Source organism: Streptomyces sp. NPDC056222 (assembly GCF_042264065.1).
Classification (GTDB): domain Bacteria; phylum Actinomycetota; class Actinomycetes; order Streptomycetales; family Streptomycetaceae; genus Streptomyces.
Map to the genome: position 1 here is coordinate 103,301 of NZ_JBHJTL010000012.1, position 19,837 is coordinate 123,137.

17 protein-coding genes and 1 pseudogene are annotated in these 19,837 nt (G+C 72.8%); 5 read left to right on the forward strand and 13 right to left on the reverse strand.

The genetic code is table 11. The features are described 5' to 3' along the window. Positions 1-87: 87 nt before the first annotated feature. The 6 genes from ACFC0D_RS08910 to ACFC0D_RS08935 form a co-directional block, all read right to left on the reverse strand. Positions 88-2,817, reverse strand: a complete 2,730-nt coding sequence (locus ACFC0D_RS08910) for a DUF6493 family protein (RefSeq protein ID WP_376432649.1) — start codon at positions 2,815-2,817, stop codon at positions 88-90. Further along, positions 2,814-4,220 carry an SWIM zinc finger family protein gene (locus ACFC0D_RS08915; RefSeq protein ID WP_376432651.1) on the reverse strand — a complete coding sequence of 469 codons (1,407 nt, stop codon included), beginning with the start codon at positions 4,218-4,220 and terminating at the stop codon, positions 2,814-2,816. Before ACFC0D_RS08915 ends, ACFC0D_RS08910 begins: the two co-directional genes overlap by 4 nt. 196 nt (positions 4,221-4,416) lie before the next feature. Beyond that, entirely contained in the window at positions 4,417-4,731 is a 315-nt protein-coding gene (locus ACFC0D_RS08920) for a winged helix-turn-helix domain-containing protein (protein ID WP_376432653.1), read from the reverse strand. Further along, on the reverse strand, positions 4,728-5,150 hold the full coding sequence (locus tag ACFC0D_RS08925; RefSeq protein WP_376432655.1) for a hypothetical protein: 423 nt from the start codon (positions 5,148-5,150) through the stop codon (positions 4,728-4,730). Before ACFC0D_RS08925 ends, ACFC0D_RS08920 begins: the two co-directional genes overlap by 4 nt. A 76-nt stretch (positions 5,151-5,226) precedes the next feature. Then, entirely contained in the window at positions 5,227-6,816 is a 1,590-nt protein-coding gene (locus ACFC0D_RS08930; RefSeq protein ID WP_376432657.1) for an alkaline phosphatase D family protein, read from the reverse strand. A gap of 184 nt (positions 6,817-7,000) precedes the next feature. After that, the gene (locus tag ACFC0D_RS08935; protein ID WP_376432659.1) at positions 7,001-8,434 is read right to left on the reverse strand and encodes a PLP-dependent aminotransferase family protein; all 1,434 of its coding nucleotides are present in this window, start codon (positions 8,432-8,434) and stop codon (positions 7,001-7,003) included. Between the two features lie 390 nt (positions 8,435-8,824). Here ACFC0D_RS08935 and ACFC0D_RS08940 point away from each other — a divergent pair, with 390 nt between their 5' ends. Next, on the forward strand, positions 8,825-9,829 hold the full coding sequence (locus ACFC0D_RS08940; protein WP_376432662.1) for a hypothetical protein: 1,005 nt from the start codon (positions 8,825-8,827) through the stop codon (positions 9,827-9,829). A 55-nt stretch (positions 9,830-9,884) separates the two neighbouring features. Here the strand turns inward: ACFC0D_RS08940 and ACFC0D_RS08945 are convergent, their stop codons facing one another. Both ACFC0D_RS08945 and ACFC0D_RS08950 read right to left on the reverse strand, forming a co-directional pair. Then, the gene (locus ACFC0D_RS08945; RefSeq protein WP_376432664.1) at positions 9,885-10,544 is read right to left on the reverse strand and encodes an MSMEG_1061 family FMN-dependent PPOX-type flavoprotein; all 660 of its coding nucleotides are present in this window, start codon (positions 10,542-10,544) and stop codon (positions 9,885-9,887) included. Between the two features lie 186 nt (positions 10,545-10,730). Then, on the reverse strand, positions 10,731-10,931 hold the full coding sequence (locus tag ACFC0D_RS08950) for a hypothetical protein (protein ID WP_376432666.1): 201 nt from the start codon (positions 10,929-10,931) through the stop codon (positions 10,731-10,733). A gap of 107 nt (positions 10,932-11,038) precedes the next feature. Between ACFC0D_RS08950 and ACFC0D_RS08955 the strand changes: the two are divergent. After that, positions 11,039-11,875: pseudogene (locus ACFC0D_RS08955) on the forward strand (EamA family transporter); the annotation flags it as partial. A 42-nt stretch (positions 11,876-11,917) separates the two neighbouring features. Here ACFC0D_RS08955 and ACFC0D_RS08960 read toward each other — a convergent pair. Next, positions 11,918-12,748: an alpha/beta fold hydrolase gene (locus ACFC0D_RS08960; protein ID WP_376432668.1), complete on the reverse strand. Its 831-nt coding sequence runs from the start codon at positions 12,746-12,748 to the stop codon at positions 11,918-11,920. A gap of 115 nt (positions 12,749-12,863) precedes the next feature. Between ACFC0D_RS08960 and ACFC0D_RS08965 the strand changes: the two genes are divergently transcribed. After that, positions 12,864-13,748 (forward strand): RNA polymerase sigma-70 factor, encoded by an 885-nt coding sequence (locus ACFC0D_RS08965; RefSeq protein WP_376432670.1) that lies wholly within the window; start codon positions 12,864-12,866, stop codon positions 13,746-13,748. Between the two features lie 247 nt (positions 13,749-13,995). Next, the gene (locus tag ACFC0D_RS08970; RefSeq protein ID WP_376432672.1) at positions 13,996-14,736 is read left to right on the forward strand and encodes a GntR family transcriptional regulator; all 741 of its coding nucleotides are present in this window, start codon (positions 13,996-13,998) and stop codon (positions 14,734-14,736) included. Between the two features lie 159 nt (positions 14,737-14,895). Here the strand turns inward: ACFC0D_RS08970 and ACFC0D_RS08975 are convergent, their stop codons facing one another. Next, positions 14,896-16,053, reverse strand: coding sequence for an ROK family transcriptional regulator (locus tag ACFC0D_RS08975; RefSeq protein ID WP_376432674.1), 1,158 nt, complete (start codon positions 16,051-16,053; stop codon positions 14,896-14,898). 143 nt (positions 16,054-16,196) lie between these two features. Here ACFC0D_RS08975 and ACFC0D_RS08980 point away from each other — a divergent pair, with 143 nt between their 5' ends. Then, complete coding sequence (locus ACFC0D_RS08980) at positions 16,197-16,565, forward strand: hypothetical protein (RefSeq protein ID WP_376432676.1); 369 nt, start codon at positions 16,197-16,199, stop codon at positions 16,563-16,565. A gap of 240 nt (positions 16,566-16,805) precedes the next feature. Here the strand turns inward: ACFC0D_RS08980 and mug are convergent, their stop codons facing one another. The 3 genes from mug to ACFC0D_RS08995 form a co-directional block, all read right to left on the reverse strand. Further along, positions 16,806-17,378: a G/U mismatch-specific DNA glycosylase gene (mug, locus tag ACFC0D_RS08985; protein ID WP_376432695.1), complete on the reverse strand. Its 573-nt coding sequence runs from the start codon at positions 17,376-17,378 to the stop codon at positions 16,806-16,808. Then, positions 17,375-18,817 (reverse strand): adenylosuccinate lyase, encoded by a 1,443-nt coding sequence (purB, locus tag ACFC0D_RS08990; protein WP_376432679.1) that lies wholly within the window; start codon positions 18,815-18,817, stop codon positions 17,375-17,377. Before purB ends, mug begins: the two co-directional genes overlap by 4 nt. A 123-nt stretch (positions 18,818-18,940) precedes the next feature. Then, the gene (locus ACFC0D_RS08995; RefSeq protein ID WP_376432681.1) at positions 18,941-19,720 is read right to left on the reverse strand and encodes an SGNH/GDSL hydrolase family protein; all 780 of its coding nucleotides are present in this window, start codon (positions 19,718-19,720) and stop codon (positions 18,941-18,943) included. Positions 19,721-19,837: the final 117 nt, after the last annotated feature.

Consider the following 19,837-nt stretch of genomic DNA (forward strand, 5'->3'; position numbering starts at 1 on the left):
ACTTCACTGTGACCCAGCGGTGTTGCGTGATCACGAACGCTTTGTGACTGACGGGTTAAGCGCCGATCTGTGGGCTTGGTGACGGTTTCAGACCAGTTGTGTCGCGTCCTGATCGGCCTGGAGGGCCGATTGGTGAAGGGCCTTCCGCAGCCGCCGGGCCTGCATCACGAACTGGGAGGAGCCGCCGCGCTCGGCGACCGCGTCGAGGCCCCCGACCTCGGCCGTCGCTCCGCACCGCTCCACGCAGTCGGCGCCCACGGCCAGCAGTTCACCGAGCCCGCGCACCGGCTTCTCCGCCGCCAGCAGACCGGGCAGCGTGCCCGCGAGCACCGCCCACGTGGTGGCGCACGCGCCGGTGGCGGCGGCCGTACGAGCCGCGTCGGCGAGGCGGTTGACCTTGACCGTGCCGTCGCCGACGAGCTGCGCGAGGGTCGTGCCGAGGCATTCCGCGTCGAGATCGCCCCGCGCGGCCAGGACGAGGAGCGCGTCCACGGCGGTCAGCCGATCCTCCGCGTGCCGGCAGCCGAGGCCGATCGCCACCGCGAGATGCGTCGCGGGACCGACCGGCCCGCCGGCCTCCGCCAGCGCCGTCAGACCCCAGGTCACCCCGCGCTCGTCCCACTCGACCCCACCGGCGAGAACCGGCAGCAGCAAGCTTGCCAGCGTCTCCCGGTCGTCCGGCAGGACAGCCGGCCCGTTCACCCGCTCGCCGATCCAGTGGTGGCAGCGATGGCTGACCTCGCTCTCGGCGCCTCCCAGCCACTGGAAGGCCTGCGGAAACTCCTCACGTACGGTCCGCCGCTCGCGGATCTTCAGCACGATTCGGTCCGCCAGCCACCACTTCCCCTGCCCCACTTCGGAGCCGCGGGTCTGGAACCGCATGCCCGGCATCAGGGAGGGGTCGGCCGTCAGCCAGTCCGCGAGCCGCTCACCGGCCCTGGTGCCGAGTTCCGCCGCCGCGACGGCCGCGCCCCGGGCCGACGGGTCGGACTTGTGGACCCGCAGCAGCGCCTGGGCGAGATCCGCCGGGGCCGGTTCGATCCTCGCGTCCCGGTAGGCCCGCAGCCTCTCCACCAGTACCGAAGGATCGATCGCCCCCGTGTGCCAGGTGGGGGTCGCGAGCAGGAACGGGAGCCTGCCCGAACCGATGACGGAGGCGGCCTCCCACAGCCGCGCGTCCACCACCCTGTCCAGCGACTGGTGCGCACAGGAGCCGAAGCTGTGACCGTGCACCAGGGCGCCGTGGATCATCGAGGGCCGCACCATCTCCAGCAGGGCGGCGAGGACGACGTCCACGCCGTAGGTGTGGTGCCCGAAGGGGTCCCGCTGCCCTCCGTCCTCCGAGGTCCGCATCCAGAACGCGTCGGCGAACGCGGCCGCCACCGCCCGCTTCAGCTCCTCGCGGTGGAGATGGGCATGGCGGACGAGGCCGTCCAGCGCACGCTCGAACTCCTCGGGAGCGGTCGTGCGTCCCTTGGACACGGTCACCAGGTCCTCGACGAGCTCCGCGACCGTCCCAGCGGGATCCCGCACGGGCCGCAGCTCCGGCACCGGAGGAAGGACCTCCTCGTACGGAAGGCCGTCCCCGAAGTCCGTCACCCCGCCGAACAGCTCCTCGGCCGTCTGCCGGTGCACGGGGCTCAAGGAGGCTGCGGCACATGACAGTTCCTCGCGCACGTGCTCGTCCACTTCCGCCAGGTGCCGCCCGACCAGCTTCAGCGCCCGTTCCTGGATACCGGTGTCCTCATGCCCGAACGCGTCCGCGACCAGGGGCAGCAGGTCGGCCGCCGCACCGGACCGGCGCCGCAACTCCTTGGCGAGCAGTGACAGCTGGGCGCGTACCAGCTTCTTCTCCGGACGGAACAGCACCGGTCCCGACATCTCGGCCAGGTCCTGGACGGAGAGCGATCCCTCGGCGGCGAGCCCCGCCAGGACCTCCTGCGCATGGGCCGCGACGGGTGACGGAGCGTCGGCCGCCATCCCGATCCACTCGGCCGTGCGGCCGCGGCGCTCCTCCCCGTCCGTGCCGAGCAGCTGGAGCAGCGCGAGCGGGAAGCGCAGATCACGCGGCTTCCCGCCGCGCAGCAGCCGTGCGACGCAGCCGTCCAGCAGCGTCGCGCGGTCGAGGACGCCCTCGTCGACCAGCGCCTTGAGCGCGGTGGGCCAGTGAGTGGGCGACTCCGGTCCCGCCGCCCAGGTGAGCCGATCGGGCGTCTCGATCATGTCGAAGATCCGGGGCACCAGGATCGGCGTCTGCGGGTCGGCGCGCAGTTGCTCCAGAAGCCGGGGCCCGGTCACCTCGCCCGTCCAGCCCAGGATGTAGCCGTCCGTCGTCGGAACGGCGCAGCCCGAACGCAGGACCAGTTCATGGACCAGCCGGTAGTCGCCCTCCGCCACGGCCGGTCGCTCGGCGAGGCGCTGGGCCACGTCGCCCAGCCACGCGGGCTCACGGTCGGCGAGCACGTCCAGGACGAGGTCCGTGGTCGACCTGCTCCAGTCGTTCAGGTCGCGGCCACCGATCCAGGCCGCCGCGGCCGCCGCACCCGTGTGACACCCGGCGCCGGCCACCCGCAGCGCGCGCTGGACCCTCGTCTGCTCGTTCCAACGGGCCCAGCCCCAGCCGCGGACCTCCGTCCGCAGGGCCTTGAGCTCCGCGAGCGCGGTCTTCCGATCGCCGGGTCCCAGCTCCTTCAGCCGTCCGGGAACCGCCTCGTCCCGTCCCGCCCGAACCGTGATCAGCAGCTTGGTCACCGCCCGACCCTCCCGGGCCGCCGCCAGCCGCGCCTTCAGCGCGGCCTCGTCGATGCCGTCGCTCATCGCGCACCTCCGGCGGACACGACTCCGGCCGCTGCCCCGGTCTTGGCACTCGGCACGGCGCCACGCCGGGCCATCCGCACCGCCAGCGCGTGCTTGCACGGCCCCCGGCGGCCCCTGTAGTCCGCCCACCACTGGCACGTACAGCTCTGCACCCCGCCGGACTCCCGTACCTGGTAGCGCCGTTCGCCGGACGCGACCGTCGCCGGCTCACCATCGAGCGCGACCGCTCCCTCCGCGACGAGGGCGCGCGCAGCCACCAGGCGGGGATTGTGCCGCTCGGCGCGGTCGGCGTCGTACGGCAGCTCTCGGTGGAAGTACGCCGCGTCGGCCACGTCGTAGCCGACGCGGCCCGCCGTGCCGAGCCGGGTCAGCGCGGCCCGTACCCGGTCCACCGGCAGCCCCGCCTGCGCCCCCAGTTCGGCGAGATCGATGCGCGGCTCCCAGGCCAGCAGGACCGAGACGAGCTCGGCGTCCTGTGCCGCCTCCTCCGTGGCCAGTGCGTCGAGAACGCCGCCCTCGCCGGAGAAGCCCCGGGATGCGTCGGGTGACAGGGTGAGCGTCAGGCGCATTCCCGGCAGCGCCACCTCCCAGGCGCTCGCGGTGGCGACGCCGTCCGGCACGGGACCGTAGACCCGAAGCGCGGTCGCGTGCCGCAGCACCCGTTCGAGTGTCGCCAGCCGGTCCGGACCCGGCAGACAGACGGCGCCCGGTACCGGCCGGGTGGTGGGCCGCAGGGTGCGGCCGTTCTGAACGACCCAGAGGGGACCAGCCCCCCGGCCCTGCGAGCGCGGCAGCGAACGCAGGAACCGCACCGCCTCGGGGCCCGTCAGTTCCGCGCGCAGATCGAACCCGGCGGACACCACCTGTGCCTCGGCGAAACCGCGCAGCCAGCGGTCGGGCAGCGGAACCTTCTTCTCGACGACCGCGCCCTCCAGGGTGGTCACCGCCAACTCGTCCGGGCCGACCCGCAGATGCAGCGGATCGCTGCCCGTCATCCGGGACAGCGCCTCGCGCAGCGGGTTGTTGACGTCGACATTGGTGGTGCCGTGCCCGGTCTCGGCGCCGTCCAGCCCCTCGCTCAGCACGTCGAGCCGTGCGTACACCCCGCCGCATCCCGAGAACGACTCGAACCGCAGCCGGTCGCCGTTCCCCGTCACGACCGGGTCCAGCGACCCCGGCCGTATCCGCTGGTAGTAGCGGGCGGCCGCCACGTCCGCCACCGCGAGCAGACCGCGCGCGGCGATCTGCGGGGACGTCAGAAAGCCGGAGAAGAAACGGGGATGCGCCTCGGCACCGGCGGGTGTCAGCCCCCCGGAGGTCTCCAGGCCGAGCAGCCGGCCGGCACCGGAGGACTCCAGGGCGGACGGGCGTGAGTAGGCGAGCGCCTGTACGGATCGCGTCATGGAAAGGACGCTAGGACCCACCACTGACAATCGGCCGGGACCGCGGAGTGCAGGCCGCCCCGCGGGTCCTCCGGCGGCCGATCCGCGGGCGCTTTCGACCGCCGCGTGGTGTCGCCCGCGTGCCCCTCGGCCGCCGTGGGGGGTAGGTCCGCGCCCCTCGGCCGCGGGTACACCGGGCGGCTCGAACCGCCCGCGCTCACGTCCCGGCGATCGCCCGCAGCGCGTCCAGGTGACGTCGGTACACGGCCCGCCCCTCGGCCGTCAGTGTCAGCCACGTCCGCGGCCGGCGCCCCACCCGCCCCTTGTCCACCGACACGAGACCGGCCTCCTCCAACGCCGCCACCTGCTTCGACAGCGCCGAGTCGGTCACCTCCACCAGATCCCGTACGAACGCGAACTCCGCCTTGTCCAGCGGTACGAGAGCCGCGACGACCGAGAGTCGTACCGGCGACGTCAGCAGCGGCTCCAGATCGTGGCGGGGGTGCGCGCCCTGCTTCTCCGTGGCGCTCACGCCGTGGGCCTCCGCAGCTCCAGCCACGCCCCGACCGCCGGCGGGAGCGTGCAGCCGACGGCCGCGACCACGGCGAACGGGACGCTGTCCGCCCACACGTTCAACCCCAGGACCAGCGCCGCCGCGTACAGGGCGCCCCAGGTCCCGATGACGAGTCCGTGGCGCAGCCCGAAGCTCCGCCGCACGACCCGCTGACGGGCCGCGTACAGGCTCAACCCGGCCACGACGAGCGCGTAGAGCGTCATCGACACGGCGACGACGAGCGGGCTCCGCCACAGCAGGATGGTCGGCACCAGGGCGAGTTGGGTGGCGCCGAAGACCAGCAGATACCGCCCGTACCAGCCGCTGCGCTTCCGTACCGCGTCCTCCATGGCGCGTGAACGGTGCAACGCCTGTGACGCGTCCGTGTGTGCGGACATGTCCATCCCCCTTGTCCTCGACAGCAACTACTTTCCACTATGGCAAGTAAATGCTGTCGAGGCAACGAAGAAGGGGCTATTGACCGACGCGTCCCGGCTGAAGTGTCTTGCTGAAGAGGACCGTTCCGCCCTCCGCGCGGAGCCTGACCGTCAACTCGCCGCTGCTGCCGTCGATGTCGACCTCTCCGAAGTACTGCGGGCTCTCCATCGGCGAGAGGTTCGCCCGCTCCGGCGCCCGTACGAAGACCCGCTCCGGGCCGAAGGTGGCGTCCAGCTTGTTGGCCGGGAAGCCGCCCGCGGCCAGGGGGCCGGAGACGAACTCCCAGAACGGCGCGAAGTCCTGGAACGCGGCACGCTCCGGCGCGTAGTGCTGGGCGGAGGTGTAGTGCACGTCGGCGGTCAGCCACAGCGTGCCGGTGATGCGACGGTGCTTGATGAAGCGCAGCAGCTCGGCGATCTGCAGCTCCCGGCCCAGCGGGGCGCCGGGGTCGCCCTGGGCGATCGCCTCGATGTTCGCCGCGCCGTCGGGGACGACGAGGCCCAGCGGCATGTCGGCGGCGAGCACCTTCCACACCGCCCGCGAGCGGCTCAGCTCCCGCTTGAGCCAGGCCAGCTGCTCGGCGCCGAGGATGCCCGTGGTGTCGTCCGCCTGCCGGCCGGGGGAGTTGGCGTTGCGGTTCGAGCGCATGTCGAGCACGAAGACGTCGAGCAGCGGACCGTAGCACACCACCCGGTGCATCCGGCCTTCCGCGGCGCCACCGCGCGCGTGGAGCGTGGAGACGGGGAAGTACTCGGCGAACGCCCGCGAGGCACGGGCCGCGAGCACGTCGACGTCCTTCTCCGCGTAGCGGGCGTCGTCCAGGATCTGGCCGGGGTACCAGTTGTTGCGCACCTCGTGGTCGTCCCACTGCACGATCGACGGCACCTGCGCGTTGAAGGCGCGCACGTTGTGGTCGAGGAGATTGTAGCGGAAGTTGCCTCGGTACTCGTCCAGGGTCTCCGCGACCTTCGCCTTCTCCGGCGTCGTGACGTTCCGCCAGAGCCGTCCGTCGGGCAGGGTCACGCTCGGCTGGAGGGGGCCGTCCGCGTAGATCGTGTCGCCGCTGCACAGGAAGAAGTCCGGGTTCAGCCGGCGCATCTCCTCGTACGCCCGGAAACCGCCGATGTCCGGGTTGATGCCCCAGCCCTGTCCGGCGATGTCGCCCGACCAGAGGAAGCGCACCCCGTCGCGGCGCCGTGCCGGAGCCGTACGGAACGTGCCGACGACCGGTTCGCCGGTACGGCGCGGGTCGTCGGGGTCCGCGAGCGTGACCCGGTAGTGGATCTGCTCGCCCGCGGGCAGCCCGCGCAACGCCGTCGTCCCGGTGAAGTCGCTGCCCGCGCCGAGCAGGGGCCCGACGTGCCGGTGCGTACGGCGGAACGATTCGCTCGCCGAGGTTTCCACGATCATCCGGGCGGGCCGGTCCGAACGGACCCAGACCAGACCCGAGGAGGCGGTCACATCGCCCGTCTGCACGCCCCACGCGGCCCGCGGCCGACCCGAGAGCGCCAGCGCCGGGGCGGCGGCCGCGGTACCGCCGAGGGTGAGCGCCGCCGACGCGGCGAGCGAGCCGCGCAGCACGCTGCGGCGGGCGGGGGACGGGCCGCCGGGGACGGAGTAGGACATGGAAGGGCCTCCAAGTGCTGGGTCGGGTGGGTCCGTTGTGCCGCCCTCATGCCTAACGGCAGGGGACGGCTGACACACGAACCCCGCGTGAACAGACCGGAGTCGGCCCCCTTCGGCCCAAGCGCCGACCCGGCCGGGTCGGCGGGGGAGCGGCTGGGTGGGGGCCGGACGCCGACCGGCCCGGCTAGCCGCCGGTGTGTGCCTGCGCCGCTGGCTGCTGGCCGCACGCCTCCGCCGCCAGCCCCACCCCCCGCTCGATCTCGGACGGCGTCAGATGGGCGTAGCCGATCACCAACCGGACGGCGCCGTCCGTGGAGCGGGCCGTGCCGTACTCCTCCAGGGGGCGCAGGGCGACACCGGCGGCCGCGGCCCGTTCCACGAAACGCGCGCCGGGGCCGTAGCGCTCCGGCACGCGCGCGATGATGTGCAGCCCGGCGGCGATCCCGCTCACCCCGGTGCCGGGGAAGTGCTTCTCCAGGGCCGCGACCAGCGCGTCCCGCCGTTCCCGGTACGCACGCTGGCAGCGGCGCAGCTGCCGGTCGTAGCCGCCGCTCGTCACGAACTCCGTGAGCAACGCCTGGTCCAGGGCGGGGTTCCCGAGGTCCATCGTCCTCTTCCGCTCCACGACCTCAGCCACCAGCTCCTCCGGCACCAGCATCCAGCCGAGCCGTAGTCCGGGCGCCAGGGACTTGCTCACGGAACCGGTGTACGCGACCCGTTCCGGATCGAGCCCCTGCAGCGCGCCGACGGGCGCCCGGTCGTAGCGGAAGTCCCCGTCGTAGTCGTCCTCCAGGACATAGCCGTCCACCGCCCGGGCCCAGTCGAGGAGTGCGGCGCGGCGCGGCGCCGAGTAGGCGATCCCGGTGGGGAACTGGTGGGAGGGGGTCGTCACGACCGCCCGTACCCCCGACGCGGTGAGCGGACCGGGCAGCAGCCCCTCCTCGTCCGTCGGCAGCCACACCGTCCCGAGACCGGTCGAGGCGAACAGCCGTTCGTGCTCCGGGCTGCCGGGGTCCTCGATTCCGATGGTCCGCATCCCGCGCGCCGCCAGGACGAAGCCGAGCAGTGTCGACGCCTGCGCCACGCCCGAGCACACCACGAGACGTTCAGGATCGGCCACCACCCCGCGCCGACGGGCGAGCATCCCGGCGAGCGCGGTCCGTAGCTCCGGCAGCCCTCGGGGGTCCGGATAGCCGAGCGCGCGGTGCGGAAGCGAGGAGAGCACCGACCGCTGGGCCGCCGCCCAGGCGGCGCGCGGGAAGAGCGAGAGATCGGGCGTCCCGGGACGGAAGTCCACCTGAACGCCCGGCGCGCGCGGCGCCCGATCCCGCGCGGCCTGGGACGTGGCCGCCCGCACCGCCTCGCCCACCCAGGTGCCCGAACCGCGGTCGCTGCGCAGATAGCCCTCGGCGGTGAGCTGCTCGTAGGCCTCCGTCACCAGGCCGCGCGAGACACCGAGATCGGCCGCCAGTTCACGGCTCGACGGCATCCGCGTCCCCGCCGTGAGGCGACCGCTCCGCACCGCCTCGCGCAACGCCTCCTGAAGCGCCCGCCCGCGCCGTCGCACCGGCGCACCCGCGGCGGGGAGCAGCAACTCCCACGCCGTGTAGGCCCGCATCCTGGATGTCCCCCTCCCGCCCGGCGTCCTGGACTCCTCGCCGTTCACGACACCACCCCCTACTTCGTCGTCGCGACCGAACCCCCGACCGCACCTCGATCCTGCCGGACTCGTACGGCATGAGAGCGCACTCCCTGCGCGGCACCCGACCGGTCACTTCCTCAGATCGGGGTCAGGGCGGCGGAGCACATCTTTCGCTCGATCCCTGTGGACGGCAGCCGAGCTCCGCCGTGGCGGATCCGCCGGTGCTCGGCATCATGCGCGTCCGTGATCGCGAACCTGACGGCGGGTGTTGACGCCGTCCGATTAGGCTGCTGCCGTCGGCCGCCTCGTCTGGATGAAGTCGAGTGCCCGGCCCGACAACCACGTCAAGAACACCTGGGAACCACCGTGGAGTTTGAAGCCGTCCGCGCCGAGCTCACCGCCACCGAGGAGCTGCCGGGCCTCGGCGCGGCGCTCGGCCGACTCGACTCGCTGCTGGTCAGGGACGGTGCCTACTGGATCGTGGCCCGCGACGGAGCGCGGGTCGAGGCGGGCCGCCTGTCGGGGGACACGAGCATCGTCTTCGACGTCCGGCACGGCCGGCGGCTGCCAGGGACGGAGCGGGCGTACGTGACGCCCGTGCCGGCCGGCGGCCTCGCGGTGAGCGCGGGCGACTCCGTCACCCTCCACGAGGCGGACGGAAGCGTCCGGTGGACCTTCCCGCACCCCGCGTGGCCGACCGGAGCCTACGGCGCATGCGCCCCGGACCCCTCCGGGACCGCCCTGCTCGCGGTCGTCCAGCCCGGCGTCGAGGCCGAACGAAACGAAGTCCTCGTGGTCCTGGACCTGGCGACCGGCGCCGTGCTGGCGTCCGGCACGCTCCCGACGCATTGGGGGACGTACGCGTTCCAGCAGCCGCTCGGCCCGGCCGCCGCCCAGGAGGTCTTCCTCAACGCGGCGCAGGGGCAGGAGGAGGCGTACTCCCTGCTCGTCGCGTCCGCACCGGAGCGGCTGGAGATCACCCAGGTCGGTGGCTACGACGAGCCCTTCACGGGCAGCAGCCTCCGTTCCGGCGCCTTCCTGACGCTCGCCGTCGCCGGGGAGCAGCTCACCCGCTACGACACGCCGGCCGGCCCCCGGACGGTGGTGGAGGCGGCCGATGCCCTCCCGGAGGACCTCGTCTTCATGGGGCAGCCGGGCTTCCTCGACGAGGGACGGATCCTGGCGGCGGTCGGCGAGGATCCTTGGGAGGAGGAGTGCCGTCACGTCCTGCTCGGCGCCGACGACCTGCGCCCCCGGGCCGAGGTCATGTATCCGCCGGGCACCGAGGTGACGACCCGCACGCTGCCCCTGGGCGACGGCACCTGGCTGACCTTCGACGACGACACGGCCCACCGCTGGCACACCGCCTGACGTCTTGATCTCGGGGCGTGCTGGTCCGGTCGTTCAGCAGTCGCTGGACGGCCCGTTACTCGTACCGGTACTTCAGCGAATCCGCCTCCGCCTGCTCGATGTCAGCGATCGTCAGCTCCGGCATCCGCAGCTGGGCCGGCGTCACCTCGGCCGAAGTCGGCTGGGCGTCCGCAGACAGCCACTCCTCCGGCTTCCAGGCCCCGCTGCGCAGAAGCGACTTGGGGCAGTGCGGGTAGACCTCCTCGATCCCCAGCACCAGCGCACTGGCGGGCGGCTTGCCCACGGCAGTCAGCTGCGACAGCAGCTCGGGGCGGGTGGAGACGCAGGCCCGGCCGTTCACCCTGAGCGTCGTGGTGCGCCCCGGGACGACGAACAGCAGCCCGGCCCGCCCGGTGGCGACGACGTTCCGCAGGGTGTCCAGACGCTTGTTGCCGGTGGCGTCCGGTATCGCCACCGTCCGTGCGTCCAGGACGGCGACGAACCCGGCGGGGCCACCGCGGGGAGAGACGTCACAGTTGCCCTCGGCGTCCGCACTGGCGACCAGGACCAGCGATGAGCAGCCGATCAACCGCTTGGTCTGCGCGGTGAGTTCGGTCATCTGCTTACGTATCGCCGTGTCCTTGGGCAGTTCGTAGACCCGGCGCAGCGCGTCCTGGTCGGGAACGGCGTCGAGGCGGAGCGAGTCGAAGACACTGCTGGCAAGGGATGTCGTCATGCCTCCCGACCCTATGGGGTCGGCCTACGACCGATATCGGTCAGCGAGTCCGGGGACACCGAGGTGGGGTGCTCCACGCTCGGCCGGGCGATCCGGGAGGTCCGCCCGCTGCCGGCGGACCGTGGGTTCGCTGTCCCCGACCGCCGCGGCTTCCTTACGGCTCAGGCGGTCACACTCCGATGAAGCTCACTGTCTCCGTCGGAGATGGTCCGCGTCCTGCCCCACGGCGCGTACGCGGAGATCCCCGACGCGGGCCACCTCCTCCACCACGAGCACCTCCAGGGCTGGAGCGAGACCGTAGAGCCGTTCCTGACCGGGGTCCTGACGCCGCAGAAGCCCCTGGTTGACCGAATGGCCACCCTTTCCGGAGCCGCGCAGGACGGGCACGCGAACCTGCACCCGGCCGTGCCCGGAAGGTTTCGGGCAAGTGGTCCCCGAAGACGTCGGGGAAGTGGACCTTAAACCGGGCCGCCCCGCTTCCTAGCGTCGGGGGCATGAACGTGAACTCCCTGCGGGGTGCCGTCCTCGTGACGGTCGCCTACGCGCTCGTCGGCGCCTCCTTCACCGCCAACAGCCTTCTCGGCGACTACCCGTACGCGGGCGGCCAGGCCCTGCGCTACGGCGCCGCATGTCTTCTCCTGCTCCCCCTCCTCGGCCCCGGCGGGCTCGTTCCGCTCCGGGCGCTCGGTGCCCGGCAGTGGGGGCGCCTGGCCGTGCTCGCCGGTGTCGGGATGGTCGGCTTCAATCTCGCGGTTCTCGCCGCCGAGCGCACCGCGGAGCCCGCCGTCCCCGGTGTCCTGGTCGGCTGCGCGCCCGTCGTCGTGGCCGTGCTCGTGCCGCTGCTCGACGGGCGCAGGCCCGCTCGGCCGGTCCTCTACGGTGCGCTGCTCGTCGCCGCCGGTGCCTTCACCGTCCAGGGGTGGGGCCGTACCGATCTGCCCGGCCTCTCCTACTCCGTAGGAGCCCTGGCGGGCGAGGTCGGATTCACCGTCCTCGCCGTGCCCGTGCTCCGCCCGCTCGGGCCGAAGCTGCTCACGGCCGTCGTCTGCGGCGTCGCCGCCGTCGAGTCGGCCCTCATCGGACTTGTCGTGGACGGCGGCGCGTTCCTGCGGGTCCCGACGGCCGTGGAGAGCGGCGCCCTGGTCTGGCAGGCCGCCCTTGCCACGGTCGTCGGCTTCGTCCTCTTCTACATGGGGGTCCAGCGGATCGGCATGGAGCGCGCCACCCTGTTCACCGGCGCGATCCCGGTCGCCGCCGCGCTGACCGCGGTGCTCGTCTCCGCCGGCGGATTCGGCCTCCCGCAGGCCGCAGGCAGCGTCCTCGTGGGCGCCGGAGCGGCCCTCGGGACGGGCCTGTTCACGCGGCCGACGCCGTCAGCGGCTGCCGTCGAGGATCACCCGCGCGACGAGCGCCGGGTCGTCGTTCATGGGCACGTGACCACAGCCGGGCAGCCGCACCAGCCGGGCCCCGGGCATCGTGTGCTTGGCCCGGACGCCCTGTCGGCGCAGCAGCAGCCGGTCGCGGGTGCCCCAGGCGATGGTGACCGGAACGGCCGGGACGTCGTCGCCGAACAGCACGGTCCGGCCGGCCTCCAGCGTCTCCCGGAAGCCGGTGGCCTCGCGCAGCGCGAGCGTCTCGGCGACCACGGCCTCGGGTGAGCGGCGCCCCGGACGTGCGTAGATCGTGCTCGTCAGCGCCGTACGCCCGGCGGCGCTGCGGGAGAGCCGCTCGATCAGGGGCACGGGCATCGAGAGCGCGGCGGCCCGCATCGCGCGCAGCGTGCCGAAGGCGTACCGGCGTTCGCTCTCCGACCAGAACCCGGCCGGGGAGAGCGCGGTGACCGAGCGCACCTGCTTCTCCCGGCCGAGCTCGAGGGAGAGGAGCCCGCCGAGGGAGTTGCCCGCGACGTGCGGCCGTTCGATCCCGAGAGCCTCGCAGAAGGCACTGAGCACCGGAACGACCGTCGACAGGTTGTAGTCGAAGCCCTCCGGCAAGGCGGGCGAGGTGCCGAAACCGGGCAGGTCGACGGCCACGACATCGCGTTCGGCGGCGAGGATGTCGAGGACCGGCTCCCACGCCTGCCAGTGGTGACCGATGCCGTGGAGCAGCAGCAACGGCTCACCCGCGCCCCTGCGTTCGTACGTCAGGGATACGGGCCGCGGACCGCGCGGGGATTCGATCGTGAACGAGATCTGCTCGGACATACGCCTGACTCCCTGACTTAGACACCCTGTCAGCAAGAATTACCGCTCAGTAGCCAGGAGTTCAAGGGCTCAGGCGGAACTGGACAGACTTCGGCCGGTCGGCTGGGATGGGGGAGTGGCGACCGACACCCTGACCGACGTATTCGAAGAACACCGGCCGATGCTCATCGGCGTGGCCTACCGCATGCTCGGCCGCGTCGCCGACGCCGAGGACGTGGTCCAGGAGGCGTGGCTGCGCTGGACGGCCGCGGACCGCGACGACGTCCGCGAGCCACGAGCCTTCCTCGTACGGATCACCACCCGCCTCGCGCTCGACCGGCTCCGCCAGGTCCAGGCGCGCCGCGAGTCGTACGTCGGGCCGTGGCTCCCCGAACCCGTCGTCACGGACTTCGGACCCGCCGTCCCCGACACCGCCGAGCGCGCCATGCTCGCCGACTCCGTCTCGGTCGCCGTGCTCGTCGTCCTCGAATCCCTCTCGCCGCTGGAGCGCGCGGTCTTCGTGCTCCGCGAGGCCTTCGGCTTCCCCTACGGGGAGATCGCCACCGCCCTCGACCGCTCCGAGGCCGCCGTCCGTCAGCTCGCCGGCCGGGCCCGCCGCCATGTCGACGAGGGCAGGCCCCGCTACGACGTCGACCCGGCCGAGCGGCGCGACCTCACCGAGCGCTTCCTCGCCGCCGCGGCCGGCGGGGACCTCGAGAAGCTCCTTGACCTGCTCGCGCCCGACGTCCGCCTCGTCGGTGACAGCGGCGGCAAGTCCAAGGCGCCCCTGCGGATCATCGAGAGCGCGGACAAGGTGGGCCGCTTCCTCGTCGCCGTCAGCAAGGACCCGGAGAACCTCTACGAGTTCCGCTCCATGGAGTTCAACGCGGGCCCCGCGCTGCTCGTCCTCGTCGACGGCAAGCCCGACTCGGTCTTCCAGATCGAGGCACGGGACGGGCATATCCAGTGCGTCTATATCGTGCGCAACCCGGACAAACTTCACGCCGTGGGCATCGACTGACCCGTCGGCACCCCTCGCATGCCCCGTCTCCGGTCCGGAGGCGGGGCACTTTGCTGCGCGGGGCTCACGACGGCGCGAACGTCCTGTGAACGATCTACGCCAGAGGGCCGCATTCACGGGCATCCGGGTCAGGATTGGTCTTGACCAAGGGGGTGTGCCGCCTTATGGTCGCAGAGATAGTGCAGGAACCTTTAATAAACAAGGGCGCGGAAAACCGCCGGGGACACGGCGATTGCGGAGGATCAGGGTGGGGACCACGCAGCTGGAGACGGTGCCGGAGCCTAAGTACTGGCACCTCAAGACCGTGATCGGCGAAGCGCTCGACTCCGACTTCGCGGTCGGCGAGATCCTTCCCAACGAGCGCGAGCTCGCCGCGCGCTTCGGCGTCGCCCGGGCCACGCTCCGCCAGGCCCTGGAGCAGCTGGAGCTCGAGGGCCGGCTGCAGCGCCGACGAGGCGTCGGCACCACCGTCGCCCCGCCCCGCGTCGGTGTGGACGTCTCCACCACGCAGCACAGCTGGCCCGGTGTGGCCGAGGAGACCTGGCAGTCCGTGGACTCCGCCACCGCCGTGGCCCCCGCCTCCGTCGTACGCCTCCTGGACATCGAGCCCGACGAGCAGGTGCACGTCGTGCGCCGCCTGCGCGTCACGCAGGGCCAGCCGGTCGCGGCCGAGCTCCTGTACGTGCCGTCCGGCTCCGTCCCCGAGCTGACCGCGATCGACACCCCGTCCGGCCCGGCCCGCGCCCGCAGCGTGCTGCGCGAGCTCCAGCGCCTCGCCCTGGACGGCCAGGACCGCGCCGTGGAACTCGGCTCCGCCCGCGCCGACGACGCCAAGGAACTGGACCGCCTCCCGGGCGCCCCGGTCCTCGTCGTCACGACCCGCTACCTCTCCGAGGGCCGCACGGCTGCGGTCTCGGTGGCCACGTACCGCGCCGACACCTGCCGCCTGACGTTCGGCGACTCGGGCGACCTTGTGATGGCGTCCTGAGGTAACCGGCCACCGGCCACCGGCTTCGGCACACGCACCGAGCCCGTTAGGGGAACCGCTGAGGCGGTCCACTCACGGGCTCGCGGCGTTTCGGGCGGGGGGCCCTGCTCCTGGGCCGCCGTGGTCCGCGTCCCGGGCCGAGCCGGCGGCCGCACCCCGTCAGCGACGGGCCGTCACCGTGCCCTCCACCGCGAAGAGTTGCTCCTCCACGTGGTCCAGGGCCAGGCGCAGAGCGCCCGTTCCCACCGCCGCCTCACCCAGCATCGACAGGACCACGCGCGGGGGGCGCAGGCAGAAGCGGGCCAATTCGTCGCGCAGGGGCTGCAGTACGCCGTCCAGGCCGGCCGCCCAGCCGCCGATCACCACCAGCTCGGGGTCGAGCGCGAGCACCAGCGCGGCCACGTCGTGCACCAGACGCTGGGTGAAACGCTCCACCGCCGCCTCCGCCTGCGCGTCGCCCCGCCGGGCCAGCGCGAAGACCTCGGTGACCGCCTGCTCGTCCAACGGGTGCAGCGGCTCGTCCGTCGTCGACAGCAGATGCTCGGGGGTGACCCCCTGGCCGAGCAGGTGGAGCGCACCGATCTCACCGGCCGCCCCACCGTAGCCGCGGTGCAGACGACCCCCGATCAGGGAGCCCGCGCCCGGGCTCAGTCCGGCGAGTACGAAGACGATGTCGTCGGAGTCGGTCGCCGCGCCCTTCCAGTGCTCCGCGACCGCCGCCGCGTTCGCGTCGTTCTCCACCAGCACCGGGCATCGGAACGACCGCCGCAGCCGCTCGCCGAGCGCCAGGCCCGTCCAGCCCGGCAGCGCCGTGCCGAGCCGGACCGTACCGTCCGCTTCGACGATTCCGGGCGTGCCGACACCGACCGCCCGCAGGTTGGAGCGGGCCACCCCGGCCCTGCGCAGCACATCCGCGACGACCGTGCGGACACGGTCCAGTCGCTCGTCCTCCGGCGCGGTCTCCGAGACCTCACGGGCCCCCGCGCCGATGATCCGCCCGTCGAGACCGGAGAGAAGCGCCGCGACGCGGTGCGGGCCGATCTCGATGCCCAGCAGATGCCCGGCCTCCGCACGGAAGCGGAATCTCCGAGCGGGCCGTCCCTGCCGCCTGGCCTCGCCCTCCTCGGGCGCCGCCTCGACGACGAGACCTCCGACGATGAGCCCCTCGACCACGCCCTCGACCGTCGGCCGGGACAGCCCGGTGATCCGGGTCAGGTCCGTGAGCGTGAGCGCGTCGGCGCCCCGCAGAGCATGGAGTACCACCGCGGAGTTGATCCGCCGCAGCAGAGAAGGATCCCCGCCGGTCAGCCGCCCCACAGTGTGTCCTTCCAGCTCGTACGCGTGTCTGGCGGATGTTACTCAATGGACCGGAGGGCGGCGAGTGGCGCCCGTGCTCGACGGCGGCGGGCGGGCGGCCTGACGGGGAGCCGGCTGTCGGAGCCGGCCGGTTTACTGGACCCATGACGCTCGCACAGCACCTCACCGCCCTCGATCTGCTGAGCGCCCGCGCGTTCCCCGCCGAGGGGTACCACATGACCGAGTTAGCCGTCGAAGACCCCACGGAGGATCAGGCGGAGGCCGAACGGGAAGCGCTCGCGCTGCTCCTGGAGGCCCGCTGGGGCCCGCCGCACCTGGTGGGTCTGTACGGACTGCTCGCCCGAGTCGGCGCGGGCGAGGCGATACCGGAGCCCTGGGCGCTGATCTGCACCTCGGTACCCGACATCCAGCTCTGGCGCGTGGACGCCCGCTGGGTGGTGCTCGGCCTCGCGCCGTGCGGCGAGGGGGAGTTCCGGCTCCTGGCCTGGGTCACCGAGACCGACCCACCGTGACCGGTCCACCGTGACAGACCCGCCCTGAAGACCGCCGTGACCGACGGCGCCGCGGACCCGTGGGGCCCGTCCGTGCCCGACGCGCCTCGACCAGCCGCGACCGACCGCCCGTCGGCAACGCCCGACGATCCGCCGTACCCGGGCCTACGCCTCCACCCGACGATCCGCCGTACCCAGGCCTACGCCTCCACCAGACGATCCGCCGTACCTGCGCCTGTACGCCTTCCCCTACGCCTCCGCCTACGCCTCCGCCTCCGCCCGCCGGTCCGGAACGCCCGCCGCGACGCGCAGGCGCGCGTACTCCTCCGCCATCGCCGTCGGCGTCCAGCGCGCGTTCAGCCCGCTCGGGTTGGGCAGCGCCCAGACGCGGGTCTCCCCGATCGTCCGCTCCTGCGGACCGACGACGGCGCCGCGCTCCCCGAACGCCGTCCGGTACGCCGTGATGCCGACCACCGCCAGCCATCGCGGACGCAGACGCTCGACCCGTTCGGTCAGCAGCCTGCCGCCCTCCCTGAACTCCTCGCGGCTCAGTTCGTCGGCCCGCGCGGTCGCCCGCGCCACGACGTTCGTGATGCCGAGTCCGTAGGAGAGCAACTCCTCCTGCTCCGCCGGCTTCAGCAGCCGCGGCGTGAAGCCGGACAGTTCGAGCACCGGCCAGAAGCGGTTGCCGGGACGCGCGAAGTGGTGGCCCGTCGCCGCCGACATCAGCCCCGGATTGATCCCGCAGAAGAGGACGGAAAGGCCGCCCGCGGCCACGTCGGGGATGACGCGGTCGCGGGCGGCCTCGAGCTCCTGCGGGGTGAACCGGGTCAGAGGATCGACCCGGGGGTGTACGCGGCGGCCTCCGGGTGCTGCTTGACGATCTCCTCGATACGGGAGACCACGGCGGCGACCTGGTCGGCGGCAGCGCCGGTGAACGACAGCTTGTCCGCCATCAGCGCGTCGAGCTGTGCGCGGTCGAGCGGGATCCGCTCGTCGGCGGCCAGCTTGTCGAGCAGCTCGTTGCGCTCGGCGCCCTGCTCGCGCATGGCGAGGGCCGAGGCGACGGCGTTCTCCTTGATGGCCTCGTGGGCGAGCTCGCGGCCCACCCCGGCGCGGACGGCGCCCATGAGGACCTTGGTCGTGGCGAGGAAGGGGAGGTAGCGGTCCAGCTCGCGGGCGACGACGGCCGGGAACGCGCCGAACTCGTCGAGCACGGTCAGGAAGGTCTCCAGGAGGCCGTCGAGCGCGAAGAACGCGTCCGGCAGCGCGACCCGGCGGACCACGGAGCAGGAGACGTCGCCCTCGTTCCACTGGTCGCCGGCCAGCTCGCCGGTCATCGACGCGTAGCCGCGCAGGATGACCATGAGGCCGTTGACGCGCTCGCAGGAGCGGGTGTTCATCTTGTGCGGCATCGCGGAGGAGCCGACCTGGCCGGGCTTGAAGCCCTCGGTGACCAGCTCGTGGCCGGCCATCAGACGGATCGTCTTGGCGACCGACGACGGCGCGGCGGCCAGCTGCACGAGCCCGGTGACCACGTCGTAGTCGAGCGAGCGCGGGTAGACCTGCCCGACCGAGGTGAAGGCGTGCGCGAAGCCGAGGTGGCCGGCGATGCGCTGCTCCAGGTCAGCCAGCTTGGCCGCGTCGCCGCCGAGCAGGTCGAGCATGTCCTGGGCGGTGCCGACCGGGCCCTTGATGCCGCGCAGCGGGTAGCGGGCGATCAGCTCCTCCAGGCGGCCGTAGGCGACGAGCAGCTCGTCGGCGGCCGTGGCGAAACGCTTGCCGAGGGTCGTGGCCTGGGCGGCGACGTTGTGGGAGCGGCCGGCCATGACGAGCTCGGCGTACTCGCCCGACAGCTTGCCGAGGCGGGCCAGGACGGCGACCGAGCGGTCCCGCATCAGCTCGAGCGAGAGCCGGATCTGCAGCTGCTCGACGTTCTCGGTGAGGTCGCGGGAGGTCATGCCCTTGTGGACGTGCTCGTGACCCGCGAGGGCGTTGAACTCCTCGATCCGGGCCTTCACATCGTGGCGGGTGACCTTCTCGCGCTCGGCGATGGAGCCGAGGTCGACCTGGTCGAGCACGCGCTCGTAGTCGGCGAGGGCCGCGTCGGGGACCTCGATCCCGAGGTCCTTCTGGGCACGCAGCACGGCGAGCCACAGCTGACGCTCCAGCTTCACCTTCTGCTCGGGGGACCAGAGGACGGCGAGCTCCGCGGAGGCGTAGCGGCCGGCCAGGACATTGGGGATACGGGGCTTCGCAGTCACAGCAGTCACGTGGACAGATTCTACTGGCGGTTTCTGCAGGCCAGCGCCACCGTCTGGTTTGTCTCTTGCTACGAGACGCCCGTCACGCGCGCGTGCGCCGGGGGGTGTCGGGCGGATCGGAGCGGGACGCGCCTACGCGGTCGGAGGCTCGTACGGCAGCAGCTCCGGCCGCTTGGCAGGGCGGCCGTCGCCGGAGGAGCGGCCGGTCAGCCGTCGTCCGATCCACGGGCCGAGGTGCTCCCTGGCGAACCGCGCGTCACCGAGACGGCGGGTCACCCAGCCGGGCGGCACGCCCGGCGGGAGGGGAGTGCGCCAGTCGTTCTCGGGGGCCAGGCCCAGGGTCTCCCACACGGCCTCGGCCACGCGCCGGTGCCCCTCGTCGGTCAGATGGAGCCGGTCGACGTCCCACATGCGCGGGTCGCCGAGCGCGGGCGCTCCGTACAGGTCGACCACCAGGGCGCCGTGCCGGGCGGCGAGCTCGTCGACGTAGTCGAAGAGCTCCTCCATGCGCGGCCGGAAGCGCTCCATGACGGGGCCGTTGCGGCCCGGGCTGCGCATCAGGACCAGCTGCCCGCAGGAGGGTGCCAGCTTCTCGACCGCCTCGGTGAGCAGACCCCGCACCCGGCCCATGTCGCACTTCGGCCGCAGCGTGTCGTTCAGACCGCCGACCAGGGTCACCACGTCCGCCTTCATGGCGGCCGCCACGTCGACCTGTTCCTCGACGATCTGGCCGATGAGCTTCCCCCGTACCGCGAGGTTCGCGTACCGGAAGTCGGTGGTGCGGGCGGCCAGCCGGGCCGCGAGGATGTCCGCCCACCCCCGGTAGGTCCCGTCGGGCAGCCGGTCCGACATACCTTCGGTGAAACTGTCGCCGACGGCGACCAGACTTGTGTAGGTGGCATTCATTTCCATGGCGGGCCGATCATACCGTCTGGTATGCGGATGCCGATCCGCCGGAGCCCCCGGGACGCGCGAGCGTCCCGGGGGCTCCGGACCAACACCCTTACCGCGCGGTGGGCCCACCGACCC

Coding starts and splice junctions, on each gene's coding strand:
- ACFC0D_RS08935 (WP_376432659.1), bottom strand. CDS start 8,434: ATGCGGGCCTACACGGCGTGGGAGTTGCTGCTCCCCGCCGCGGGTGCG.
- ACFC0D_RS08925 (WP_376432655.1), bottom strand. CDS start 5,150: ATGTCCGCACACACGGACGCGTCACAGGCGTTGCACCGTTCACGCGCC.
- ACFC0D_RS08945 (WP_376432664.1), bottom strand. CDS start 10,544: ATGACGACATCCCTTGCCAGCAGTGTCTTCGACTCGCTCCGCCTCGAC.
- ACFC0D_RS08980 (WP_376432676.1), top strand. CDS start 16,197: ATGACGCTCGCACAGCACCTCACCGCCCTCGATCTGCTGAGCGCCCGC.
- ACFC0D_RS08930 (WP_376432657.1), bottom strand. CDS start 6,816: ATGTCCTACTCCGTCCCCGGCGGCCCGTCCCCCGCCCGCCGCAGCGTG.
- ACFC0D_RS08995 (WP_376432681.1), bottom strand. CDS start 19,720: ATGGAAATGAATGCCACCTACACAAGTCTGGTCGCCGTCGGCGACAGT.
- ACFC0D_RS08910 (WP_376432649.1), bottom strand. CDS start 2,817: ATGAGCGACGGCATCGACGAGGCCGCGCTGAAGGCGCGGCTGGCGGCG.
- ACFC0D_RS08915 (WP_376432651.1), bottom strand. CDS start 4,220: ATGACGCGATCCGTACAGGCGCTCGCCTACTCACGCCCGTCCGCCCTG.
- ACFC0D_RS08960 (WP_376432668.1), bottom strand. CDS start 12,748: ATGTCCGAGCAGATCTCGTTCACGATCGAATCCCCGCGCGGTCCGCGG.